The 17,203-nt window shown below is 63.1% G+C and carries 18 protein-coding genes; 12 read left to right on the top strand and 6 right to left on the bottom strand.

Annotation, left to right across the window (positions count from 1 at the left end; genetic code table 11):
- Window position 1: 1 nt before the first annotated feature.
- Together M2S36_RS05690 and M2S36_RS05685 are read left to right on the top strand one after the other, a co-directional pair.
- Window positions 2–664, top strand: a complete 663-nt coding sequence (locus M2S36_RS05690) for a response regulator (protein ID WP_207836097.1) — start codon at window positions 2–4, stop codon at window positions 662–664.
- Complete coding sequence (locus M2S36_RS05685; protein ID WP_207836095.1) at window positions 661–2,028, top strand: sensor histidine kinase; 1,368 nt, start codon at window positions 661–663, stop codon at window positions 2,026–2,028. The genes M2S36_RS05690 and M2S36_RS05685 overlap by 4 nt, the downstream gene beginning before the upstream one ends.
- A gap of 8 nt (window positions 2,029–2,036) precedes the next feature.
- Here the strand turns inward: M2S36_RS05685 and M2S36_RS05680 are convergent, their stop codons facing one another.
- Window positions 2,037–2,423 (bottom strand): VOC family protein, encoded by a 387-nt coding sequence (locus M2S36_RS05680; protein WP_207836092.1) that lies wholly within the window; start codon window positions 2,421–2,423, stop codon window positions 2,037–2,039.
- Window positions 2,424–2,646: 223 nt separating this feature from the next.
- Between M2S36_RS05680 and M2S36_RS05675 the strand changes: the two genes are divergently transcribed.
- Window positions 2,647–2,832, top strand: a complete 186-nt coding sequence (locus M2S36_RS05675) for a hypothetical protein (RefSeq protein ID WP_207836089.1) — start codon at window positions 2,647–2,649, stop codon at window positions 2,830–2,832.
- Window positions 2,833–2,983: 151 nt separating this feature from the next.
- On the top strand, window positions 2,984–3,889 hold the full coding sequence (locus M2S36_RS05670) for a LysR family transcriptional regulator (RefSeq protein ID WP_207837896.1): 906 nt from the start codon (window positions 2,984–2,986) through the stop codon (window positions 3,887–3,889).
- Window positions 3,890–3,937: 48 nt separating this feature from the next.
- Here the strand turns inward: M2S36_RS05670 and M2S36_RS05665 are convergent, their stop codons facing one another.
- Window positions 3,938–4,411 carry a YMGG-like glycine zipper-containing protein gene (locus tag M2S36_RS05665; protein ID WP_233687978.1) on the bottom strand — a complete coding sequence of 158 codons (474 nt, stop codon included), beginning with the start codon at window positions 4,409–4,411 and terminating at the stop codon, window positions 3,938–3,940.
- A gap of 151 nt (window positions 4,412–4,562) precedes the next feature.
- Between M2S36_RS05665 and M2S36_RS05660 the strand changes: the two genes are divergently transcribed.
- The 4 genes from M2S36_RS05660 to M2S36_RS05645 are packed head-to-tail and all read left to right on the top strand — an operon-like array spanning window position 4,563 to window position 7,972.
- Window positions 4,563–5,159, top strand: coding sequence for a paraquat-inducible protein A (locus M2S36_RS05660; protein WP_207837901.1), 597 nt, complete (start codon window positions 4,563–4,565; stop codon window positions 5,157–5,159).
- Window positions 5,156–5,800 carry a paraquat-inducible protein A gene (locus M2S36_RS05655; protein WP_207837904.1) on the top strand — a complete coding sequence of 215 codons (645 nt, stop codon included), beginning with the start codon at window positions 5,156–5,158 and terminating at the stop codon, window positions 5,798–5,800. Before M2S36_RS05660 ends, M2S36_RS05655 begins: the two co-directional genes overlap by 4 nt.
- On the top strand, window positions 5,784–7,424 hold the full coding sequence (locus tag M2S36_RS05650) for a PqiB family protein (protein ID WP_207837907.1): 1,641 nt from the start codon (window positions 5,784–5,786) through the stop codon (window positions 7,422–7,424). Before M2S36_RS05655 ends, M2S36_RS05650 begins: the two co-directional genes overlap by 17 nt.
- 11 nt (window positions 7,425–7,435) lie before the next feature.
- Complete coding sequence (locus M2S36_RS05645) at window positions 7,436–7,972, top strand: PqiC family protein (protein WP_207837910.1); 537 nt, start codon at window positions 7,436–7,438, stop codon at window positions 7,970–7,972.
- 88 nt (window positions 7,973–8,060) lie between these two features.
- On the opposite strand, the gene M2S36_RS05640 is transcribed toward M2S36_RS05645, so the two are convergent.
- The gene (locus tag M2S36_RS05640; protein WP_207837914.1) at window positions 8,061–9,824 is read right to left on the bottom strand and encodes a phosphoethanolamine transferase CptA; all 1,764 of its coding nucleotides are present in this window, start codon (window positions 9,822–9,824) and stop codon (window positions 8,061–8,063) included.
- Between the two features lie 154 nt (window positions 9,825–9,978).
- Here M2S36_RS05640 and M2S36_RS05635 point away from each other — a divergent pair, with 154 nt between their 5' ends.
- Window positions 9,979–10,137, top strand: a complete 159-nt coding sequence (locus tag M2S36_RS05635; protein ID WP_333956829.1) for a DUF2986 domain-containing protein — start codon at window positions 9,979–9,981, stop codon at window positions 10,135–10,137.
- Window positions 10,138–10,215: 78 nt separating this feature from the next.
- Here M2S36_RS05635 and M2S36_RS05630 read toward each other — a convergent pair whose 3' ends face one another.
- The 3 genes from M2S36_RS05630 to M2S36_RS05620 all read right to left on the bottom strand — a co-directional run bounded on the left by M2S36_RS05630 (window position 10,216) and on the right by M2S36_RS05620 (window position 11,826).
- A complete protein-coding gene (locus M2S36_RS05630) occupies window positions 10,216–10,566 on the bottom strand; it encodes a hypothetical protein (RefSeq protein WP_233693785.1) in 351 nt (116 codons plus the stop codon).
- 206 nt (window positions 10,567–10,772) lie between these two features.
- The gene (locus M2S36_RS05625) at window positions 10,773–10,964 is read right to left on the bottom strand and encodes a hypothetical protein (protein ID WP_233687976.1); all 192 of its coding nucleotides are present in this window, start codon (window positions 10,962–10,964) and stop codon (window positions 10,773–10,775) included.
- A 1-nt stretch (window position 10,965) separates the two neighbouring features.
- Window positions 10,966–11,826 (bottom strand): hypothetical protein, encoded by an 861-nt coding sequence (locus M2S36_RS05620; RefSeq protein WP_233687975.1) that lies wholly within the window; start codon window positions 11,824–11,826, stop codon window positions 10,966–10,968.
- Between the two features lie 96 nt (window positions 11,827–11,922).
- Between M2S36_RS05620 and M2S36_RS05615 the strand changes: the two genes are divergently transcribed.
- The 3 genes from M2S36_RS05615 to M2S36_RS05605 all read left to right on the top strand — a co-directional run bounded on the left by M2S36_RS05615 (window position 11,923) and on the right by M2S36_RS05605 (window position 17,188).
- Window positions 11,923–13,026, top strand: a complete 1,104-nt coding sequence (locus M2S36_RS05615; RefSeq protein ID WP_333956828.1) for a helix-turn-helix transcriptional regulator — start codon at window positions 11,923–11,925, stop codon at window positions 13,024–13,026.
- Between the two features lie 118 nt (window positions 13,027–13,144).
- Window positions 13,145–14,473 carry a CDP-diacylglycerol--serine O-phosphatidyltransferase gene (pssA, locus tag M2S36_RS05610; protein WP_207837918.1) on the top strand — a complete coding sequence of 443 codons (1,329 nt, stop codon included), beginning with the start codon at window positions 13,145–13,147 and terminating at the stop codon, window positions 14,471–14,473.
- Between the two features lie 165 nt (window positions 14,474–14,638).
- Window positions 14,639–17,188, top strand: coding sequence for a bifunctional diguanylate cyclase/phosphodiesterase (locus M2S36_RS05605; RefSeq protein WP_333956827.1), 2,550 nt, complete (start codon window positions 14,639–14,641; stop codon window positions 17,186–17,188).
- Window positions 17,189–17,203: the final 15 nt, after the last annotated feature.

Raw genomic sequence — 17,203 nt, 5'->3', positions numbered from 1 at the left:
TATGCGCCTACTGCTGGTTGAAGACGACGCCGCGCTGGGGGAGGGCATCTGTGACGGCCTGCGCCGCGAGGGGTATACCCTCGACTGGCTGCAGGATGGCGCCAGCGCCTTGCATGCCCTGTGCCACGAGGAGTTCGACCTGGCCATCCTCGACCTGGGCTTGCCACGCCTGGACGGCATCGAGCTGCTGCGGCGCCTGCGCGTGGCCGGTAAGAGCCTGCCGGTGCTGGTGCTGACCGCCCGTGACGCCACCGACGACCGCATCGCCGGGCTGGATGCCGGCGCCGATGACTACCTGGTGAAACCCTTTGACCTCAACGAACTCAAGGCCCGCTTGCGGGCCTTGCTGCGTCGTAGCAGTGGCCGCGCGCGGGTATTGATCGAACACGCCGGGGTGTGCCTGGACCCGGTCAGCCAACAGGTGCACTACCAGGGCCAGCCGGTGGTGCTCACGCCCAAGGAGTACCTGCTGCTTCACGAATTGCTGGCCCAGCCGGGCAAGGTGTTCACCCGTGAACGGTTGACCCAGTTGTTGTATGGCTGGGATGAAGAGCCGGAGAGCAATACCCTGGAAGTGAACATCTACCAACTGCGCAAAAAGCTGTTCAACGGCCTGATTCGTACCGTACGCGGGATCGGCTATCTGGTGGAAGTCAAGGCATGAGCTCGCTGCGTCAACGCACCTTATGGCGGGTGATGCTGCTGTTGCTTGGCGGCAGCGGATTGCTGGCGCTGTATAACTACCATGACAGCCGCCACGAAATTAACGAGGTGTACGATGCCCACCTGGCGCAGAACGCGCGGCTGCTGCAGGGCATCATGAGCCTGCCGGTGCAGGGACAGAGCCGTGACGAGTTATACCGCGCCTTCGACGAGGCCTTGAGCAAGGCCGGGCAGGACAAGGTAGGGCACCGCTATGAGAGCAAGCTGGCCTTCCAGGTATGGGCCGACGACAACGGCTTGCTGGTGCACACGCCCAGCGCCCCGCAGCTGGGGCAGCCGCCCCGGGCGCCGGGGTTTGCCGACATGGTGATGGATGGGCACCGTTGGCGCAGTTTCGTCTTGCCGGTGCCGGAAAAACACTGGGTAATCTGGGTGGGTGAGCGCAACGACGTGCGTGACGACCTGATCGAGCGCATCGTGCGGCACACGCTGTTGCCATTCCTGTTCGGCAGCCTGGCCCTGGCCTTGCTGGTGTGGGCGGCCATTGGCTGGGGACTGCGGCCGTTGCAGAACATGGCCAAGGTGATCCGCGCCCGCCACGCCGAGTCACTCGAGCCGTTGCAGCTGGTACCGCTGCCGAAGGAACTGGAGCCGATGCAGGCGGCGATCAACCGCCTGCTCGGGCAGATCGACGACCTGCTGCGCCGCGAGCACCGTTTCATCGCCGATGCCGCCCACGAGATGCGCACGCCCTTGGCCGTCCTGCGCCTGCATGCGCAGAACGCCCTCAATGCAGCCAGTGAGGCCGAGCGGGACAAGGCTCTGCAGTTCCTGATGGGCGGTGTCGACCGCCTTGCCCGGGTGGTCAATCAGCTGTTGACCCTGGCCCGCCTGGAGCCACGGCCCGGCCAGCGTGCCTGGCCGCAGGTTGACCTGGAGGGAGTGGTGGCCGAGACCCTGGCCGAGCTGACTCCATGGATACTGGAATGCGGGCTGGAGCCTTCGCTGGACATCGCAGCAGGCGACTACCACGTGCACACCGACGCTGGCGCGCTGGGCATTGCCTTGCAGAACCTGGTGACCAATGCCGTGGACCATTCGCCAGCGGGGGGGAGGGTCACCGTGACGCTACAGCGTGAAGGGCAAGCCCTGCTGATCAGTGTCGACGACGAAGGGCCGGGCATCGCCGTGGCAGACCAGCAGCGGGTATTCGAGCGTTTCTACAGCAAGGGTTCGACCAATGGCGCCGGGCTGGGGTTGTCGATCGTCAGCACCATCATGAAGCGCCTGGGTGGCAATGTTCAGCTGCGCAATCAGCTACCACACGGGTTGCGCGCGACCCTGCGCCTGCCCGTGGGGCCATAAACGTACACCTAGTGTTTCTGGGTGATCTGGATCAGGTTGCCGCAGGTGTCATCGAACACCGCCACGGTGACGGGCCCCATGGGGGTGGGCGGCTGGGTGAACTGCACGCCCGCCGCGCACAGCCGGGTATATTCGGCCTGGATGTCACGCACGCCGAACGAGGTGGCAGGGATGCCGTCCTGCCTGAGCGCGGCCTTGTATACCTTGGCAGCCGGGTGTGCGTCGGGCTCCAGCAGCAACTCGACGCCGTTGGGGTCGTTGGGGGAGGTGAGGGTCAGCCAGCGGTGCCGGCCCATGGGGACGTCGTGCTTGGGCTCGAAACCGAGTACGTAGTGGTAGAAAGCCAGGGCTTTGGCCTGGTCGTCGACGAGGATGCTGGTGACTATGATCTTCATGAACGCACACCGTATGCATGGGGTCGATAAGTATCAGTAAAGCCGTTCGGGGGCATTTGACCAGTGGCAACGCTCGAGCAGGGGGTACCTGCAAGGAACATGCGCTGCTGCAGCTGATTGCCTTTACGGGGCTGGTGGGGCGGGCTGTGTTTCCAGATGGGCTGCGAGCTGAACGGTCATTAACGTTGGTCGGGCGTAATCAACCAAGCCAGGAGTCATGACCATGCAAGAAGAATCGATGAATGAACTGCCAGCTCGCGATGACCACGATCTAATGGATCACCCGGAACCTCAGGAGACACTGTCCAGGCGCAAGCGTGGGGTAGGCCCTGTGGTCGGCATGGCATGCGCGCCAGAGTACAAACTGATCGGCGACGACTGTGTGCCGACGAATGTCGACTTCGAGTAGTACGCAGGGGGGGCGCAAGGCGTCCCCCCTACAAAAAACCTGCCCAAGCCATAGGTAAATCCTTCATCACCCAGCCCCCACCCACCCGCTGCCAAGGGTAAAGTGTCAGGCATGATCCCAGCGCGCCCAGACCGGCGTCAGAGAGGTGCCCGTGGCGGCCTATACATTGCGACAACTCAAGTACTTCGTCACCACGGTGGAGGCCGGCAGCGTTGCCGAGGCTTCACGCCAGCTGTACATCGCCCAGCCGTCCATCTCCACGGCCATCAAGAGCCTGGAGGAAAGTTTCGGCGTGCAGCTGTTCATTCGCCACCACGCCCAGGGTGTGTCGCTGACGCCCAGCGGCAAGCGCTTCTATGCCAAGACCAAGTCGCTGCTGCAGATGGCCCACGAATTCGAGCAGAATGCCCTGGCCGACAACGACACCGTGGCCGGGCAAATCGACATCGGTTGCTTCGAAACCGTGGCACCGCTGTACCTGCCGCGCCTGATCGCCGGCTTTCGCCAGCGTTACCCGGGGGTGGATATCCGCCTGCGCGACGGCGAGCAGCAGGACCTGATCCAGGGCCTGACTGCCGGTACCTTCGACCTGGCGTTTCTCTACGACCATGACCTGGACGGCACCATCGAGGCCGAGCCGCTGATGCCGCCGCAGAAGCCCTATGTGCTGCTGCCCGAGAACCACCGCTTCGCCGGCCAGGCCCAGGTATCGCTGCGCGACCTGTGTCCGGAGCCGATGATCCTGCTGGATGTGGCCCCCAGCCGCACCTACTTCGTCAGCCTGTTCAACGAAATGGGCCTGACGCCCAACATCGTCTTCAGCTCGCCGTCAATCGAAATGGTGCGTGGCATGGTCGGGCAGGGCTTCGGCTTTTCGCTGCTGGTGACGCGACCGCATTCGGAGTACACCTACGACGGGCAACGCCTGGCCATGCTGGATATCGCCGAGCCGGTGGCACTGTCGGGGTTGGCGGCAGCGTGGTTGAAGCGGGTGCAACTGACCAAGCCGGCGCAGCTGTTCGTCGAGTTCTGCCGGGAAGAACTGGCCAGGTTCTGAAACAGGCACACCATGCTTCCTTCTTCCAAGGCATGGCGCGCCTGCTGATCAGGGACTGACCTGGTAGCCGCGCCCCTGAAGGCATCCGGCGTAGGCACTGGCATGGGCCTGGGCTTTCGCTTCGTCCTGGCCGCGACGGTCCTGGCGGCGGTCCTGACGCTGGCGCATGCCACCGACCGCAGCACCGGCGGCGGCAACTTCACCGGCGCGGTTCTGCCGGTATTGCTCCTTGGCATCGTCACCGACCCGGTCATACAGCTCGTCGTGCTGGTTGCCGCGCACCTGCGCGCCTGCCGCACCGGCAACCGCGCCGGCAGCGGCACCGCGTACGCGGCCACCGACATGGGGGGCGCTGGAGGTCGCGGCACTGTTCGCGGCATTGGTCGCGACGGTATTGCAATCATTGATATCCAGTTGCATCTGCTGGCTGCTTTGGCCCTTGAGCGGCACCACCGACTGCGCCTGGGCTGCCGATGCCGCGCACAGCAGCACCAGCAGGTAACTCCACGTGAACGTACGCATGGCAAACCTCCAGCAGGTGGGGATCCCGTTTCACAGGATAGTTCGGCTTTGCTGTTAATGATGGCAGTTTTGCCGGGATGGTCTAAACCGGATATCAGATGTGGTCCGCCGGCATATCACGGCCTGAATCCGGGCTACCTGTGGAAACTCCATGAGCCAGACCCAGCACCTGATCATCTGTGAGTACTGCGACACGGTGTACCACCGTGCGCCGCTGCTCAAGCACCAGCGCGCCGTTTGCCCGCGCTGTGGAGGGGTGCTGTACCGGCACACCTCGCTGACCGTGCAGCAGCGGCTGGCCCTGAGTGTGACGGGGGGCATCCTGCTGGTGTTCGCCAACTTCTACCCGGTGATGACCATCGGCATGCAAGGGCTGACCCACTCGGCGACGTTATGGGACTCGGTGCAGATCCTCAGCCACGGCAGTATCACCTTCATCGCCCTGGTCATGGCCTTGTCGATCATCTTTGCGCCGGTGCTGCAGATTGCCGTGTTGTGCTGGCTATTGAGTTACGCCCTGGCCGGCCAGCGCGCCCCCGGCTTTGCCCTGTGCATGCGCAGCCTGGAGAGCCTGCGGCCTTGGAGCATGCTGGAGGTGTGCCTGCTGGGGGCGATGGTGGCAGTGATCAAGCTGGCCGGGTTGCTCGATGTGATCCCCGGCATCGGCCTGCTGGCCCTGGCCGCGTTGAGCATGCTGATTATCCATATCGCCGGCAAGGACATCCGTGACTTGTGGGAGCAGGTATGAATACCCCGGCCAACGCCGCCGACCTGGGCCTGTGCCTGTGCCATGGCTGCGGGCAGGCCTGCGAACTGGGTAGCGGTGCGCACACCTGCGACCGCTGTGGTGCCGCCATTCACCGGCGCAAGGCCAATGCCATCAGCCGCGGCTGGGCGTTTCTGCTGGCGGCGCTGATTTTCTACATTCCCGCCAACCTGCTACCGGTGATGCACACCGAAATGCTTGGCAGCGGCAGCGAAAGCACTATCGGCGGTGGTGTGCTGGAGTTCTGGGAGGCCGGTGCCTGGGACATCGCGTTGATCATCTTCATCGCCAGTGTGGGCGTGCCTGCCATCAAGTTCTTCTCGCTTGGCCTGTTGCTGTTCACCGCCCAGCGCGGTTCCACCTGGGCCTGCCGGCAGCGCTCGCAGCTGTACCGCTTCGTCGAGTTGATCGGTTACTGGTCGATGCTCGATGTGATGGTGGTGGCACTGGTGGCGGCGCTGGTGCAACTGCGCGGGCTGGGCACCATCGAGCCGCGGCTGGGCATTCTGTTTTTCGGCATGGTGGTGGTACTGACCATGTTTTCTGCGATGAGCTTCGATCCACGCCTGATCTGGGATTGCCGTGCCAATGAGGGAGGCCGTATTGATGGTGCAACAGACTGACAAGCGCGAGGGCGCGGGGCAGGTTGAAGTGCGCACCCGGCGCTGGAGTGTGTCGCTGGTATGGATCGTGCCGATATTGGCGATCCTGATCGGCGCTTCGCTGGTGGTGCGCAACTGGATGCAGCAGGGACCGGTCATCGCCATTTCCTTCCACACCGGGGAAGGGCTGGTGGCGCACAAGACCCAGGTCAAGTACCGCAGCGTGGTGATTGGCGAAGTTACTACGGTGGACCTGGCCGACGACAAGAAGAGTGTGGTCGCAAAGGTCCAGCTGTCCAACGACGCCCGCGCGTTCGCCACCCAGGGTGCGCGCTTCTGGGTGGTGCGGCCACGCATTGGCGTGGGCGGCGTGTCCGGTGTGGACACACTGCTGTCGGGCAGTTTCATCGGGGCGGATTCCGGTGAATCGAAAGTGCCGGAGAAGTCCTTCGTCGGCCTGGAGCTGCCACCGCCGATCACCTACGACGAAAAGGGCAAGCGCTTTGTCCTTACCGCCAGCGACCTGGGGTCGCTGGATATTGGCTCATCGATCTACTACCGCAAGATCCCGGTGGGTGAGGTGGTTTCCTTTGCCCTGCAGGGCGATGGCAAGGGCGTGGAGATTGGCATATTCGTGCAGGCCCCCTACGACAGCTTCGTCAGTGCCGATACCCGCTTCTGGAACGCCAGTGGCGTCGACATGCAGATCGGTGCCAACGGCCTGAAGATCGATACTGAATCGTTGTCGTCGATTCTGGTGGGTGGGCTGGCCTTTGGCTCGCCCGACTTCGCCCCGCAAGCCGAGCCCGCTGCCGATCAGGCACGCTTCCAGCTGTTTGCCGACCGCGACACCGCCCTGGCACCGCCCAGTGGCCAGGCGCAGTACCTGCAATTGCGCTTCGACCAGGCCATGCGCGGGCTGTCGGTGGGAGCCCCGGTGGAGTTCAAGGGAGTGGAGTTTGGCCGGGTCACCTCGGTCAAGCTCGACTACGATGCCACCCGGCAGACCTTCCCGGTGGTGGTCGATGCGGTTATCTACCCACAGCGGCTGGGGCCGGTGCACCGCAAGATGCTTGCCGTGTTCAAGCATGCCGAAGGCGACATGGATGGCGCACGGCGGCTGATCGGCACCTTTGTCGAGCACGGGCTGCGGGCGCAGGCGCGCAGCGGCAACCTGATTACCGGGCAAATGTTCATCTCCCTGGACTTCTACCCGGATGCCCCCAAGGTGGCCTTCGACAAGACCGCCGACCCTATCACCATTCCCACATTGCCAGGCAGCCTGGAGCAATTGCAGGAACAGCTGCAGCGGGTGGTGGAGCGCATCAGCAAACTGCCGCTGGAGAGTATCGCCAACAACCTGGACGGCAGCCTGCGTGAGCTGCGCGCCAGCCTCAAGCAGTTCAATGGCCAGACCCTGCCGGATGTGAAGGTGGCGCTGGACGAAGTGCACAAGACCCTGCGCACGGCCAATTCGGCGATCGCCGAAGACTCGCCGCAGCGCGAGCGGATGGGTGAAACCCTGGATGAACTGGAGCGCATGTCGCGTTCGCTGCGTGACCTTGCCGATTACCTGGGCCGGCACCCCGAATCGCTGATACGTGGCCGGCCGAAAGCAGCCAGTGCAGCAGACCTTGAACCCTGAGGAGACAGCCGATGCATCGACTGCGCAATATGTGTGGCGCCGGCCTGCTGGCCGTGCTGTGGGGTTGCAGCAGTACCCCGAACAACTATCACACGCTGGTACCGAGCGAGCCGGTGCGCGACAGCGGCCAGCGCATCCAGGTGGCGAGGGTGGCCGTGCCACCGCAGGTGGACCGCCCGCAGTTGGTGGTGCGGCAAGGGCAGAGCGGCCTGGCCATCCTCGAAACGGAGTGGTGGGGGGCCAACCTGGTGGATGAATTCCGCAGCGCCTTGCAGGACCAGCTGGGCGGGGCTGTGGGGGGCGGCAATGCGTTGCTGCGGGTGGATGTGCAGCGTTTCGATAGCGTGCCGGGGCGCTATGCCTCGCTGGAAGCGGTCTGGCGTCTGACGCGCCCGGGTGAGGCCGGGCTGACCTGCCGAACCTCGTTGCAGACGGCGGCGGACAACAGCATCGCCAGCCTGGTCAATGCCCACCAGGCCAACCTGCGCAAACTGGCCGAGGCGGTGCGGGGCAGTGCCCGGCAGGGCAGCTGTGCCCAGCCTGCCTGATGGCTGACCGCTACACGGTACTTGTGGGAGCGGCCTTGTGTCGCGAAAGGGGCGCAAAGCGCCCCCGGCAATCCCGACCGCACAACACTCAGTTCAGGTTCTTCCCGCTACTGACCGTCTCCCGCACCCGCTCGGCCTTGTCCAGCGGCAACTGGTCGAATTCGCGCAAGCCGTCCTTGCGGTACGGGTCGCCAATCCAGCGCGGTGCCACCACGAACTGCGGGTTTACCAGGCTCTTGGCCGGTTCGTAACGGTCATAGCTCAGCCCGGCCAGGTCGGACAGGGTATGGATCAGGTGCGAGCTGCTGTAGGGGCGGTCGGCCATCGCCTGTAAGTCGCGCGGGTGCTCGGCCTGCCAGCTGGGCGAAGTCCACAGCAGGAACGGGATGGTGTACATCGGCCGGGTTGGCGCGCCTTCGTTGCGCCCCAGGCGGTCGTGGTTGCCAGAGCTGTACACATCTTCGCCATGGTCTGACAGGTACAGCAGGAAACCATTGGGGGTACTGGCCGAGTAACGCTTGATCAGGCTCGATACCACGTAGTCGTTGTAGCGCACCGCGTTGTCGTAGAAGTTGTAGGTTTCCACCTGGTCGGCCGTCAGCTTGCCAGGCGCCCCCTGGCGGTCGTTGAAGTGCGCGTAGTCGTTCGGGTAGCGATAGCGATAGTCCATGTGCGTACCCAGCAGGTGCACGATGATGAACTTGTTCGGCGCCGGGTCCTGCAGGGCCTTCTCGAACGGTGCCAGTACCACGTCGTCGTACTGACTGGCATTCTGGTTGCGCTGGTTGTTGAGGTACACCGGCGCGTCCGTCTGCTGCGAGAAGGTGGTCAGCATGGTGTTGCGCTTGGTCATGGTCTGCTGGTTGGTGATCCAGAAGGTCTTGTAGCCGGCCTGTTTCATCAGGTTGATCAGCGACGGGTCGGTGAGGAAGCGGTCCGGGTTCTGCTCGTCGCCAAAGGTGAGGATCTGCTGCATCACTTCGATGGTGTACGGGCGTGGCGATACCACGTTGCGGAATACCGTCAGGCTCTTGTCGCTGGCGGCCAGTGCGTCGAGGTTGGGCGTGGTGTCGCGGTTATAGCCGTACAGGTGCATGTGCTCGCGGGTGGTGGATTCGCCCAGCACCAGCACCAGCGTGCGTGGCGCTGCACCGCTACTGTCATGCAGGTTTTGCAGGGGGGGCAGCGCGGCGTTCTGGGCCAGCAGCTCCTGCATGTTGTCCAGTTGCTGGCGGTACTGGCGGTAGCCGACCAGCAGTTGCCAAGGCACGGCGGGTTCCATGCGCTGCTGCACCTTTTCGGCCGCATCGGCGAAGCTGCGCTGCTGGGTCACCATCTGTTTGTAGAACGGGTACACCAGGTTGGCCAGCAGCAACAGGGCGACCACCGGCAGGCGGCTGCGCAGTGGCAGGCTGACCGGGCGTACGCGCTTCCACAGCAACACCGCCACCAGGGTGTACAGCAGCAATGCCAGACCCAGCCAGACGCTGAAGTACTGGCTGAAGTACTCGCCGGCCTCGGCGGTGTTGGACTCGAACATCACGAAGATGACGCTTTGCGAGAACTCCTGGCGATAGATGCCGAAGTAGCTCAGGCCCACCAGCGAAGCGGCCCACAGCACCAGGCCGATGACCGCGGCAGTGGTACGGGTGAAGCGTGGCAGCAGCAGCACCGGGGCCAGCCACAGGCTGCTGAGGAAAAATGCATCGCGAAAGCCGGCGAACCCGGTGGTACCACTGAACAGCAGCAGCGCCTGGGTCACGCCCGAGAAGTACCAGAAGAACAGCAAAAGCCAGCCCAGGCCGGCCCAGTCCACGCGCTTGGGCGAGGAGGGGGATGGAGTGTGTGACACGTATGCCTCGTCGTAGCTTGGCGGCCAGCGGATGTGCCCGTGACCGGAAAGGGCGTGACGCTAATCTGCCGGGTGTGAAAATAACGTCAACGAGACGCTGGCCCAGGCGAGGTATGATGTGTTCAGCCAAACCAGACTGACAGGTCGAGTGAGAATGAACCGTCGCAAGAAGATCAAGCAGCTATTGCAGGCGCATGCCAAGAAGGCCAGCGCCAAACTGGCGCCGCGCAAGCCCAAGTACATTTGCAAGGCCGACCGGTTGAAGATGGAGACCGAAGCGGCAGCGGATACCCCAGGCGTTACGGGGAGCTGATGCCTGTCACGTGCCTCTGTGGGAGCGACCTTACACAAGGCCGCTCCCACATCGAGCGCGCCAATTGCGGATCAACGATCAGCGGCGATAGTAACGATAATCGTCATGGTAGCGGTGGTGCATGGCCCGATCATGGCGGCGCTCCCAGTCGCGGCGGCGTTCCCAGTCTCGCCGGCGTTCCCAATCACGGCGGGCTTGCTCGCGGCGCCACTGTTCGCGGCGCCAGTCGCTGCGGTGGTCATGCCAGCGGTCGTCATCGTGGGCCAGCAGCGTGGCCGGCTGTGCATCGGCCACACTGGCCACCCTGGACCAAGGGTTGCCGGCAGGCTGCAACGGTGATTGAACTGCCGGGGCCGCCGCTACGGGCGCCTTCATTTGTGTTGCCGACGCCGTGCCCATCGCCGCGAACGAGAACAGGCCGAGCAGCATCAACCTTGCGACATGTATTTTCATGAGCGAAGCCAACCTCTGATAACAATTGAGCCATCTGGCCAGCAGGTGGTCGGCGAACCTTGTCTCGCGTCCCGCTACCTTTCTGTGCCTCCCACATAGACCGGTAAACGGGAAAAAGTTCGCAGCGGCAACAAGTTGTACAACTTTTGCACCTCGGCCCCCGCCCCTTGCCAAGGGGCCGCTCACTTGGCGCGCGCTTTCTGCAGCATGTCCTCAAGCAAGGCAATCAGCGCGTCCGGGTCCATCTCGGTAAAGGTTTCATTGGAGGTTTCAATGATCATACGGGCGAAGGCGGGGCTGTATTCGAGCGCTTCCTCCTGATCGGCTGGCGGGGCTATCGGCTTGTCGTCGCCTGCTTGTTCCTGGTCGTCCATGTCACGCCCCAAGGTCATAGCCGATCATGAACAGGCTGGCTTCCAGTGCACGCAGAGGTGCGTGCTCGCCGGTTCGATGATTGAAAGGGCTGGCAGCGGCCTGTGGGTGGGCCAGTACTGCGCTCAGCAGCCAGCTGGCCTGGAGGTTCCACTTCAAATGGTGGCTACCCGGGCGCAGCCGTTTGAACTTGAACGCAGCGACGCCAGGATCGCGGCGCTTCGGGGCGTTGGCATTCTCACCCTCCTTTGCAGCAGCCCACGGGAAGCACAGGGCGTCAGGCACCCTGGCAATGCCATGAACCTCGCAATACTTGACCACCAGCCAGCCGAGCGCGGCAGCGACGCGCGAGTCGTAGATCAGGAAGTCCTCACAGATCAGTGCGTATACTTTGGTCATGCCGGCATTGAACCGCAGGTGTTTCGAGCGCAACACGGGATGCCCCAGGTCACCGGTATCGATCGCCAGCCGTACGGCCTGAATCAGGTTGCTCAAGCCAGTACGATTGGTGTCGAGCCATTTACCGTTGCCTGCAGTGACGCCGCCCCATGCCATCACATCGCGGGTAGCCTGCAGCATCAACACATCGTTGCCGACTGCAGCGATCAGGTCTTTGCGCAGCGCCGAAAGTGCAAGGCCGTTGCTGTTCGGGCAATCACCCGCGACAAAGCCCAGGCGGTCATTGCCAGGATGATTCCACTTGTAGGCTTGAAAGGCGTTGTACAGCGACTGGCACTGCCATTTCATACCCGAGCGACGCTCGACATACTGGTGGCGGAACAGCACTTGCGAGTCGAGTTCGCTGGCCAGCCAGTTGATGAAGGCAGCAACGTGGGGACGATTGAGGTAGTCTTGGCGCTTCATGTAATACTCCTGTGGGTTGGCCTTTTTTGCATGTTTGCCCTGCCAACCAGGAGATCATCCCAGCCGATAGACCCATTTCTTGTCCTCATCTCATCCATGACCAATTTTTTTTATCGCCGTGATTATCTGCGGCAGATTCTCAAGCAGGCGAACACCGCCCTGTCGACGGCAAAACTGCACAAGGCACTTCGGTCATGGCTTGAGAAGAACAGTGATGATACCCGACATGACCTGAAAGTTACGCGACGGGATCTGCAGGCACTTGAACAGGCAGGATACGTGGCCTGCGAAGAGGACCCGGACGACAAACGGGGCCTGATTTGGCGTGCGGTAGGACGCAGCCATGCAATGACGCTGCCACCAGCGGATGCGATGACCCTGACTGCCATTTTTCAGCACGCCGAGCGATTCGGCCTGCAGTCGGGCACCGAAGCGCTCGTGAACCTGCGCAATTATGCTGAGCAGGTGATGCAGGACCGTGCCCGATGCAACATCGATTTCGCCAAGCGAATTACCACGGGCACGCGGTTTACCGTATTGTTGCCGGGCAAGGTCGACGAGGATCATCTGCAAAAGCTTCAGCTCGCAATCCTTGATAATGCACCCATGGAGGTCGGTTACCTGCCGCGTGATGCTGGAGGGGTCGAGTGTACCTACCAGCTCAAACCCTTGGCCCTTTCGCATCAGGACTCGAACATCTATCTCTCGGCCTATGTCCTCGAGGAAGCGTGGCCACCGGGCGCTGAGCCCACACCAGGCAGCAAGCGTGGGAAGTACAGCAGCAACGGCCCCGGCACGATGTGCGCGCTCATGCTGCATCGGGTGACCCGCGTCGAGCCCGGCAAGCGGGTCATCGACGGGCCGGACGATTACGATGTCCACTCGTATGCGGCGCAAAAGGACCTGATGACCATTCATACCGCGCAGCCAGAGACCATCAAACTGCGCCTGAGCCCTAACCTCCACAACAGGCTCAGTGAAAACCCGCTCGCGCATGATCAGCAGATGGTCGCTGACGGTGAGGGTTGGCTGTTGACCTGCAGGCTCCATGATACGCAAGGGCTTCGGCTGTTTCTGATGGCCAATGCGGCGGATATCGAGGTGCTTGAGCCGTCGGTGCTACGAGACCACATTCGCGAGACACTGCATGCGGCGGTCGGGTTGTATGCAAAAAATGAGGCGGTGAAAACCGCACGCTGAGTCTTTACCGTGCATTTGGGGAGGTAGACCAGCCCCATGCTCTCCGGGGGCTGGACCATTTCGATCTTCCTGTGCAAGCTGATGCACAACAGTGATTGCACACAGAAGGTGATCGTTTGTGAACCCCGAATCCATGCTGGCGGCATTGCCAGGCTTCGCCATGGCGGCCGAGTCCATCCAGGTGCTGCCCGATGCCAAGGCCTACCGCGTCTGCCTGCTCGAGCGCATCCGCGCCGCAACCCGGCGCATCGTCATCGTCGCGCTGTACCTGCAGGAAGACGAGGCCGGCCAGGAAGTGCTGGATGCCCTGTACCAGGCCAAGGCCGCGCGGCCGGAGCTGGAAATCACCATCGTGGTCGACTGGTTCCGTGCCCGGCGCGGCCTGCTGGGCGCCGGGCGCCAGCCGGGTAATGCCGCCTGGTACCAGGCCCAGCGCCAGCACCATGGGCTGGACATCGTCATCCACGGCGTACCGGTGCAGACCCGCGAGCTGTTCGGCGTGTTGCACCTTAAGGGCAGTATCATCGACGACTGCGTGATCTACACCGGTGCCAGCCTGAACAACGTGTACCTGCACCGTTTCGACCGCTACCGCCTGGACCGTTACCACCTGTTCCAGTCGCCGGCGCTGGCCGACGCCATGGTCGACCTGGTGCGACGCCTGCTGCACCACACCGCCACACCGCGCCTCGACCTGCCGGCGCCACCCTCTACCCGCAGCCTGCGCGGCGACATCCGGCGCTTGCGCGCGCGGCTGCGGCGCATGGCCTATGAGGCACCCGCCAGCGTGGCGGGGCAGGGCCTGCGGGTGATCCCGCTGTTGGGTGTGGGCCGTGGCAACCCGCTGAACCGGGCGTTGTGCACCCTGCTGGCGGCGGCGCGTACGCAGGTCATCATCAGCACGCCGTATTTCAACCCGCCCCGGGTGCTGATGCGCGAGCTCGACCATGCGCTGGCGCGTGGCGTGCGGGTGGAGCTGATCGTTGGTGACCGGACGGCCAACGACTTCTATATCGCCCCCGGCGAGCCGTTCAGTGCCAGCGGTGCGCTACCCTACCTGTACGAAGACAATCTGCGTGCCTTCACCCGACGTCGCCACGCCGCGATTGCCAGTGGCCAGCTGCAGGTGCGGATCTGGAACGATCCCGGGCATACCTTCCATGCCAAGGGCGTGTGGATCGACCAGCGTTATTCGCTGCTGACCGGTAACAACCTGAACCCGCGCGGCTTCAACCTGGACCTGGAGAACGGCTTGCTGATCGATGACCCACAGGGGCAATGGCTGGCGCCACGGGAAGCAGAGTTGGCCGAACTGCGCCGGCATGCGCCGAAGATTGGTTCGGCAGAGGCGCTGGGGGTCAGGACCGAGCACCCCAAGGAGGTGCGCAAGTTCCTGCGGCGGCTGCGCTATAGCCGGCTGGAGCCGCTGATCAAGCGGGTACTCTGAGGAGTACTGCGCAAGCACAACCTTGATGATGGCTGGTTGTTCGTGATGCGGAAACCGACGGCCCGCCTTTGGCCACCAGGCTCACCACGGCCAGTCGTCGGTTGGACCGATCACCCCCAATCACCACCAGTCATTCCTGTAGACATGGCAAAAGGCGCCCATTGAATGGATGCAAGCTTCGATAGTAATTCGTCGCGCAGTCAGGTGGTTCGGCAGTTGACGCTGGTCTTTTCCAGCCTGCTGTTGGTGATATTACTTCTGGGCCTTGTTTCCTTGTACCGCATCGCCGGGGCGCTGGACGAGCGCGAGCGGTCTCAGAGTCGCTTTCACGCCGAGTCGGCGCTGACCCAGCTGCAGAAGACCGACCGCAACTATCTGGTGGCCTATGCCGTCTGGCAAGCCGCTTATGACCACCTGGCAGGGCTGGTGGACCGACATTGGGCCTATGACGAGGATAACCTCGGCGCTACGCTGTATAGCGCCGATGGCTATGAAGGGGTCTTCGTGCTCGATGACGACGGCACCCACTACTCCATGCTGCAAGGTCGCCTCAGCGAACAAGGCTTTGACCGTCACAGCACCAGCAGCGCCCAGGTACTGCAGCGGGCGCGGCGGGCGGTGCAGCAGGAACAGGCTGCGTCCGGTTACCTGCTGTTCGACGGCCAGCCGGCGCTTTACACCTCGGCCATCATCCGCCCGCCTTCAACCGGGCAACCGCCGCCGACATCCGGTGCGGTACTTGTGTTCGTGCGGGTGCTCAGCCCGGCGGTGCTCGGGCAGTTGCAGCGCACTGCCGGGCTGTCGGGCTTTACTGTCGCGGCGGCTTCCCAGGTGCATGCAGACCAGGGGCGTCTGCCTCTGGAGGAGAGTGGCTACGCGCTGACCTGGCATATCGAGCAGCCAGGAACCGAGCTGCTTCACACGGTCTTGTTTCCCCTGGCCCTGGCGTTGCTGATCATCGCCCTGGTGATGGCCTTGTTTGCCCGCTATGCCATGCGTGCCAGTGCCGGTATCGACCGCAGTCACCGCGAGCTGGCCGTTTCCAAGGTGGCGCTGGAGGCCAGTGAAGCACGCTTCAAGGCTGTCGCCGAGGCAGCGTCGGACTGGATCTGGGAAACTGACGCGCAGCAGCACCTGACCTACCTGTCACCGCGTTTTGCCGAGCTTACCGGGCATGCACCGGAGCGCTGGTTGCAACGCCCTGTCAGCGAACTGTTCGCCTGTGATACCAGTCAGGTCGATACCTGGTTGCATGGCCTTGCCAGCAGCGAGGCGACCGGTACCTTGCGCTGCCAATACCATGATCGACATGAACAACGGCGAGAGTGCCGGGTCGCCGCCAAGGCCATCATCGAACACAAGACCTGCCAGGGGTTCCGGGGTACCTGTACCGATATCACCGACGAAGTGGCCGCCCACGCGCAGATCCAGCACCTGTCGCTGCATGATGCGCTCACCGGCCTGCCCAACCGCAACAAGCTGTTCCGCTTCCTTGAAGACGCCAGGCAAGCGGAACTGGCTTTGCTGATGCTCGACCTGGACAATTTCAAGTCTATCAATGACAGCCTCGGCCACCCGGCCGGGGACGCCGTGCTGATCGAAGTCGCCCATCGGCTTGGGCAAGTGACCCGGGACACCGACCTGGTGGCGAGGTTGGGCGGAGACGAGTTCGTCATCGTGCTGACGCGGCCAGGCAAGCATGACGAGGTGGACCGCTTTTGCGCGCGGGTCATCGAAACCCTGAAGCGCCCGATCACCTTCGAGCAACACAAGGTGCAGGTCGGGGCCAGTCTCGGGGTGGTGTTGTCCGCCGAGTATTCCGGGCTACCCGGTGACCTGATCCGTTATGCCGATGTCGCCTTGTACAGTGCGAAACAGGCCGGCAAGCATACCTGGCGGTACTTCTCGGCACAGCTGAACTCGGCATTGCTGGAAAAGCGCGAACTGGAGCGTGAGCTGCGCGAAGGCATCGCGCGCGGCGAATTGCGCCTGCACTTCCAGCCGCGCTACAAGGTCGATGGCGTGACGGTGGCCTCCGCCGAGGCGCTGGTGCGCTGGCAACATCCACGGCTCGGCCTGCTACGGCCAGACCGCTTCATCGCTCTGGCCGAGGAGTCCGACCTGATAGTGCTGCTGGGCAACTGGGTGCTTCAGGAGGCCTGCCAACTGGCCCGTGGCTGGCCGCTCGAGATCATGGTCTCGGTCAACATGTCCCCGGCGCAGTTCAGCCGCAGCGATGTGGTCTGTGATGTGGCCGACGCACTTCGACAAACCGGTCTGCCTGCCCATCGCCTGGAGCTGGAAATTACCGAGAACGTCATGCTCAACGACGTCGAAGGCGCCCTGCAGACCATGAATGCGCTGAAGGAACTGGGGGTGCGGCTTAACATGGATGACTTCGGTACCGGCTATTCTTCGCTGGGCTACCTGCGCACATACCCGTTCGACAGCATCAAGATCGACAAGCGTTTCGTCCAGTCGCTGGGCATGAGCAGCAGTGATCGCAGCGTGGTGCAGGCTATCATCAACCTGGGCAATGCGATGGGCATGACGGTCACTGCTGAAGGGGTAGAGACCTCGGAGCAGCTGGCCTTGCTCAGCGACGACCAGTGCCATGAGGTGCAGGGCTACCTGCTGAGCAGGCCAGTGGAAAACCAGGTATTGATGCGTCTGATGACCACGGTTGAGGCCGAAGATCGGGGTATGTCCCGGTAAAGCGGGGGATTTTCG

The organism is Pseudomonas sp. SF2 (genome assembly GCF_036858055.1).
In the GTDB taxonomy this organism is placed as follows: Bacteria; Pseudomonadota; Gammaproteobacteria; order Pseudomonadales; family Pseudomonadaceae; genus Aquipseudomonas.
The sequence above is the reverse complement of the archived record's forward strand: the minus strand, read 5'-3'. Positions and strand labels throughout refer to the sequence as shown.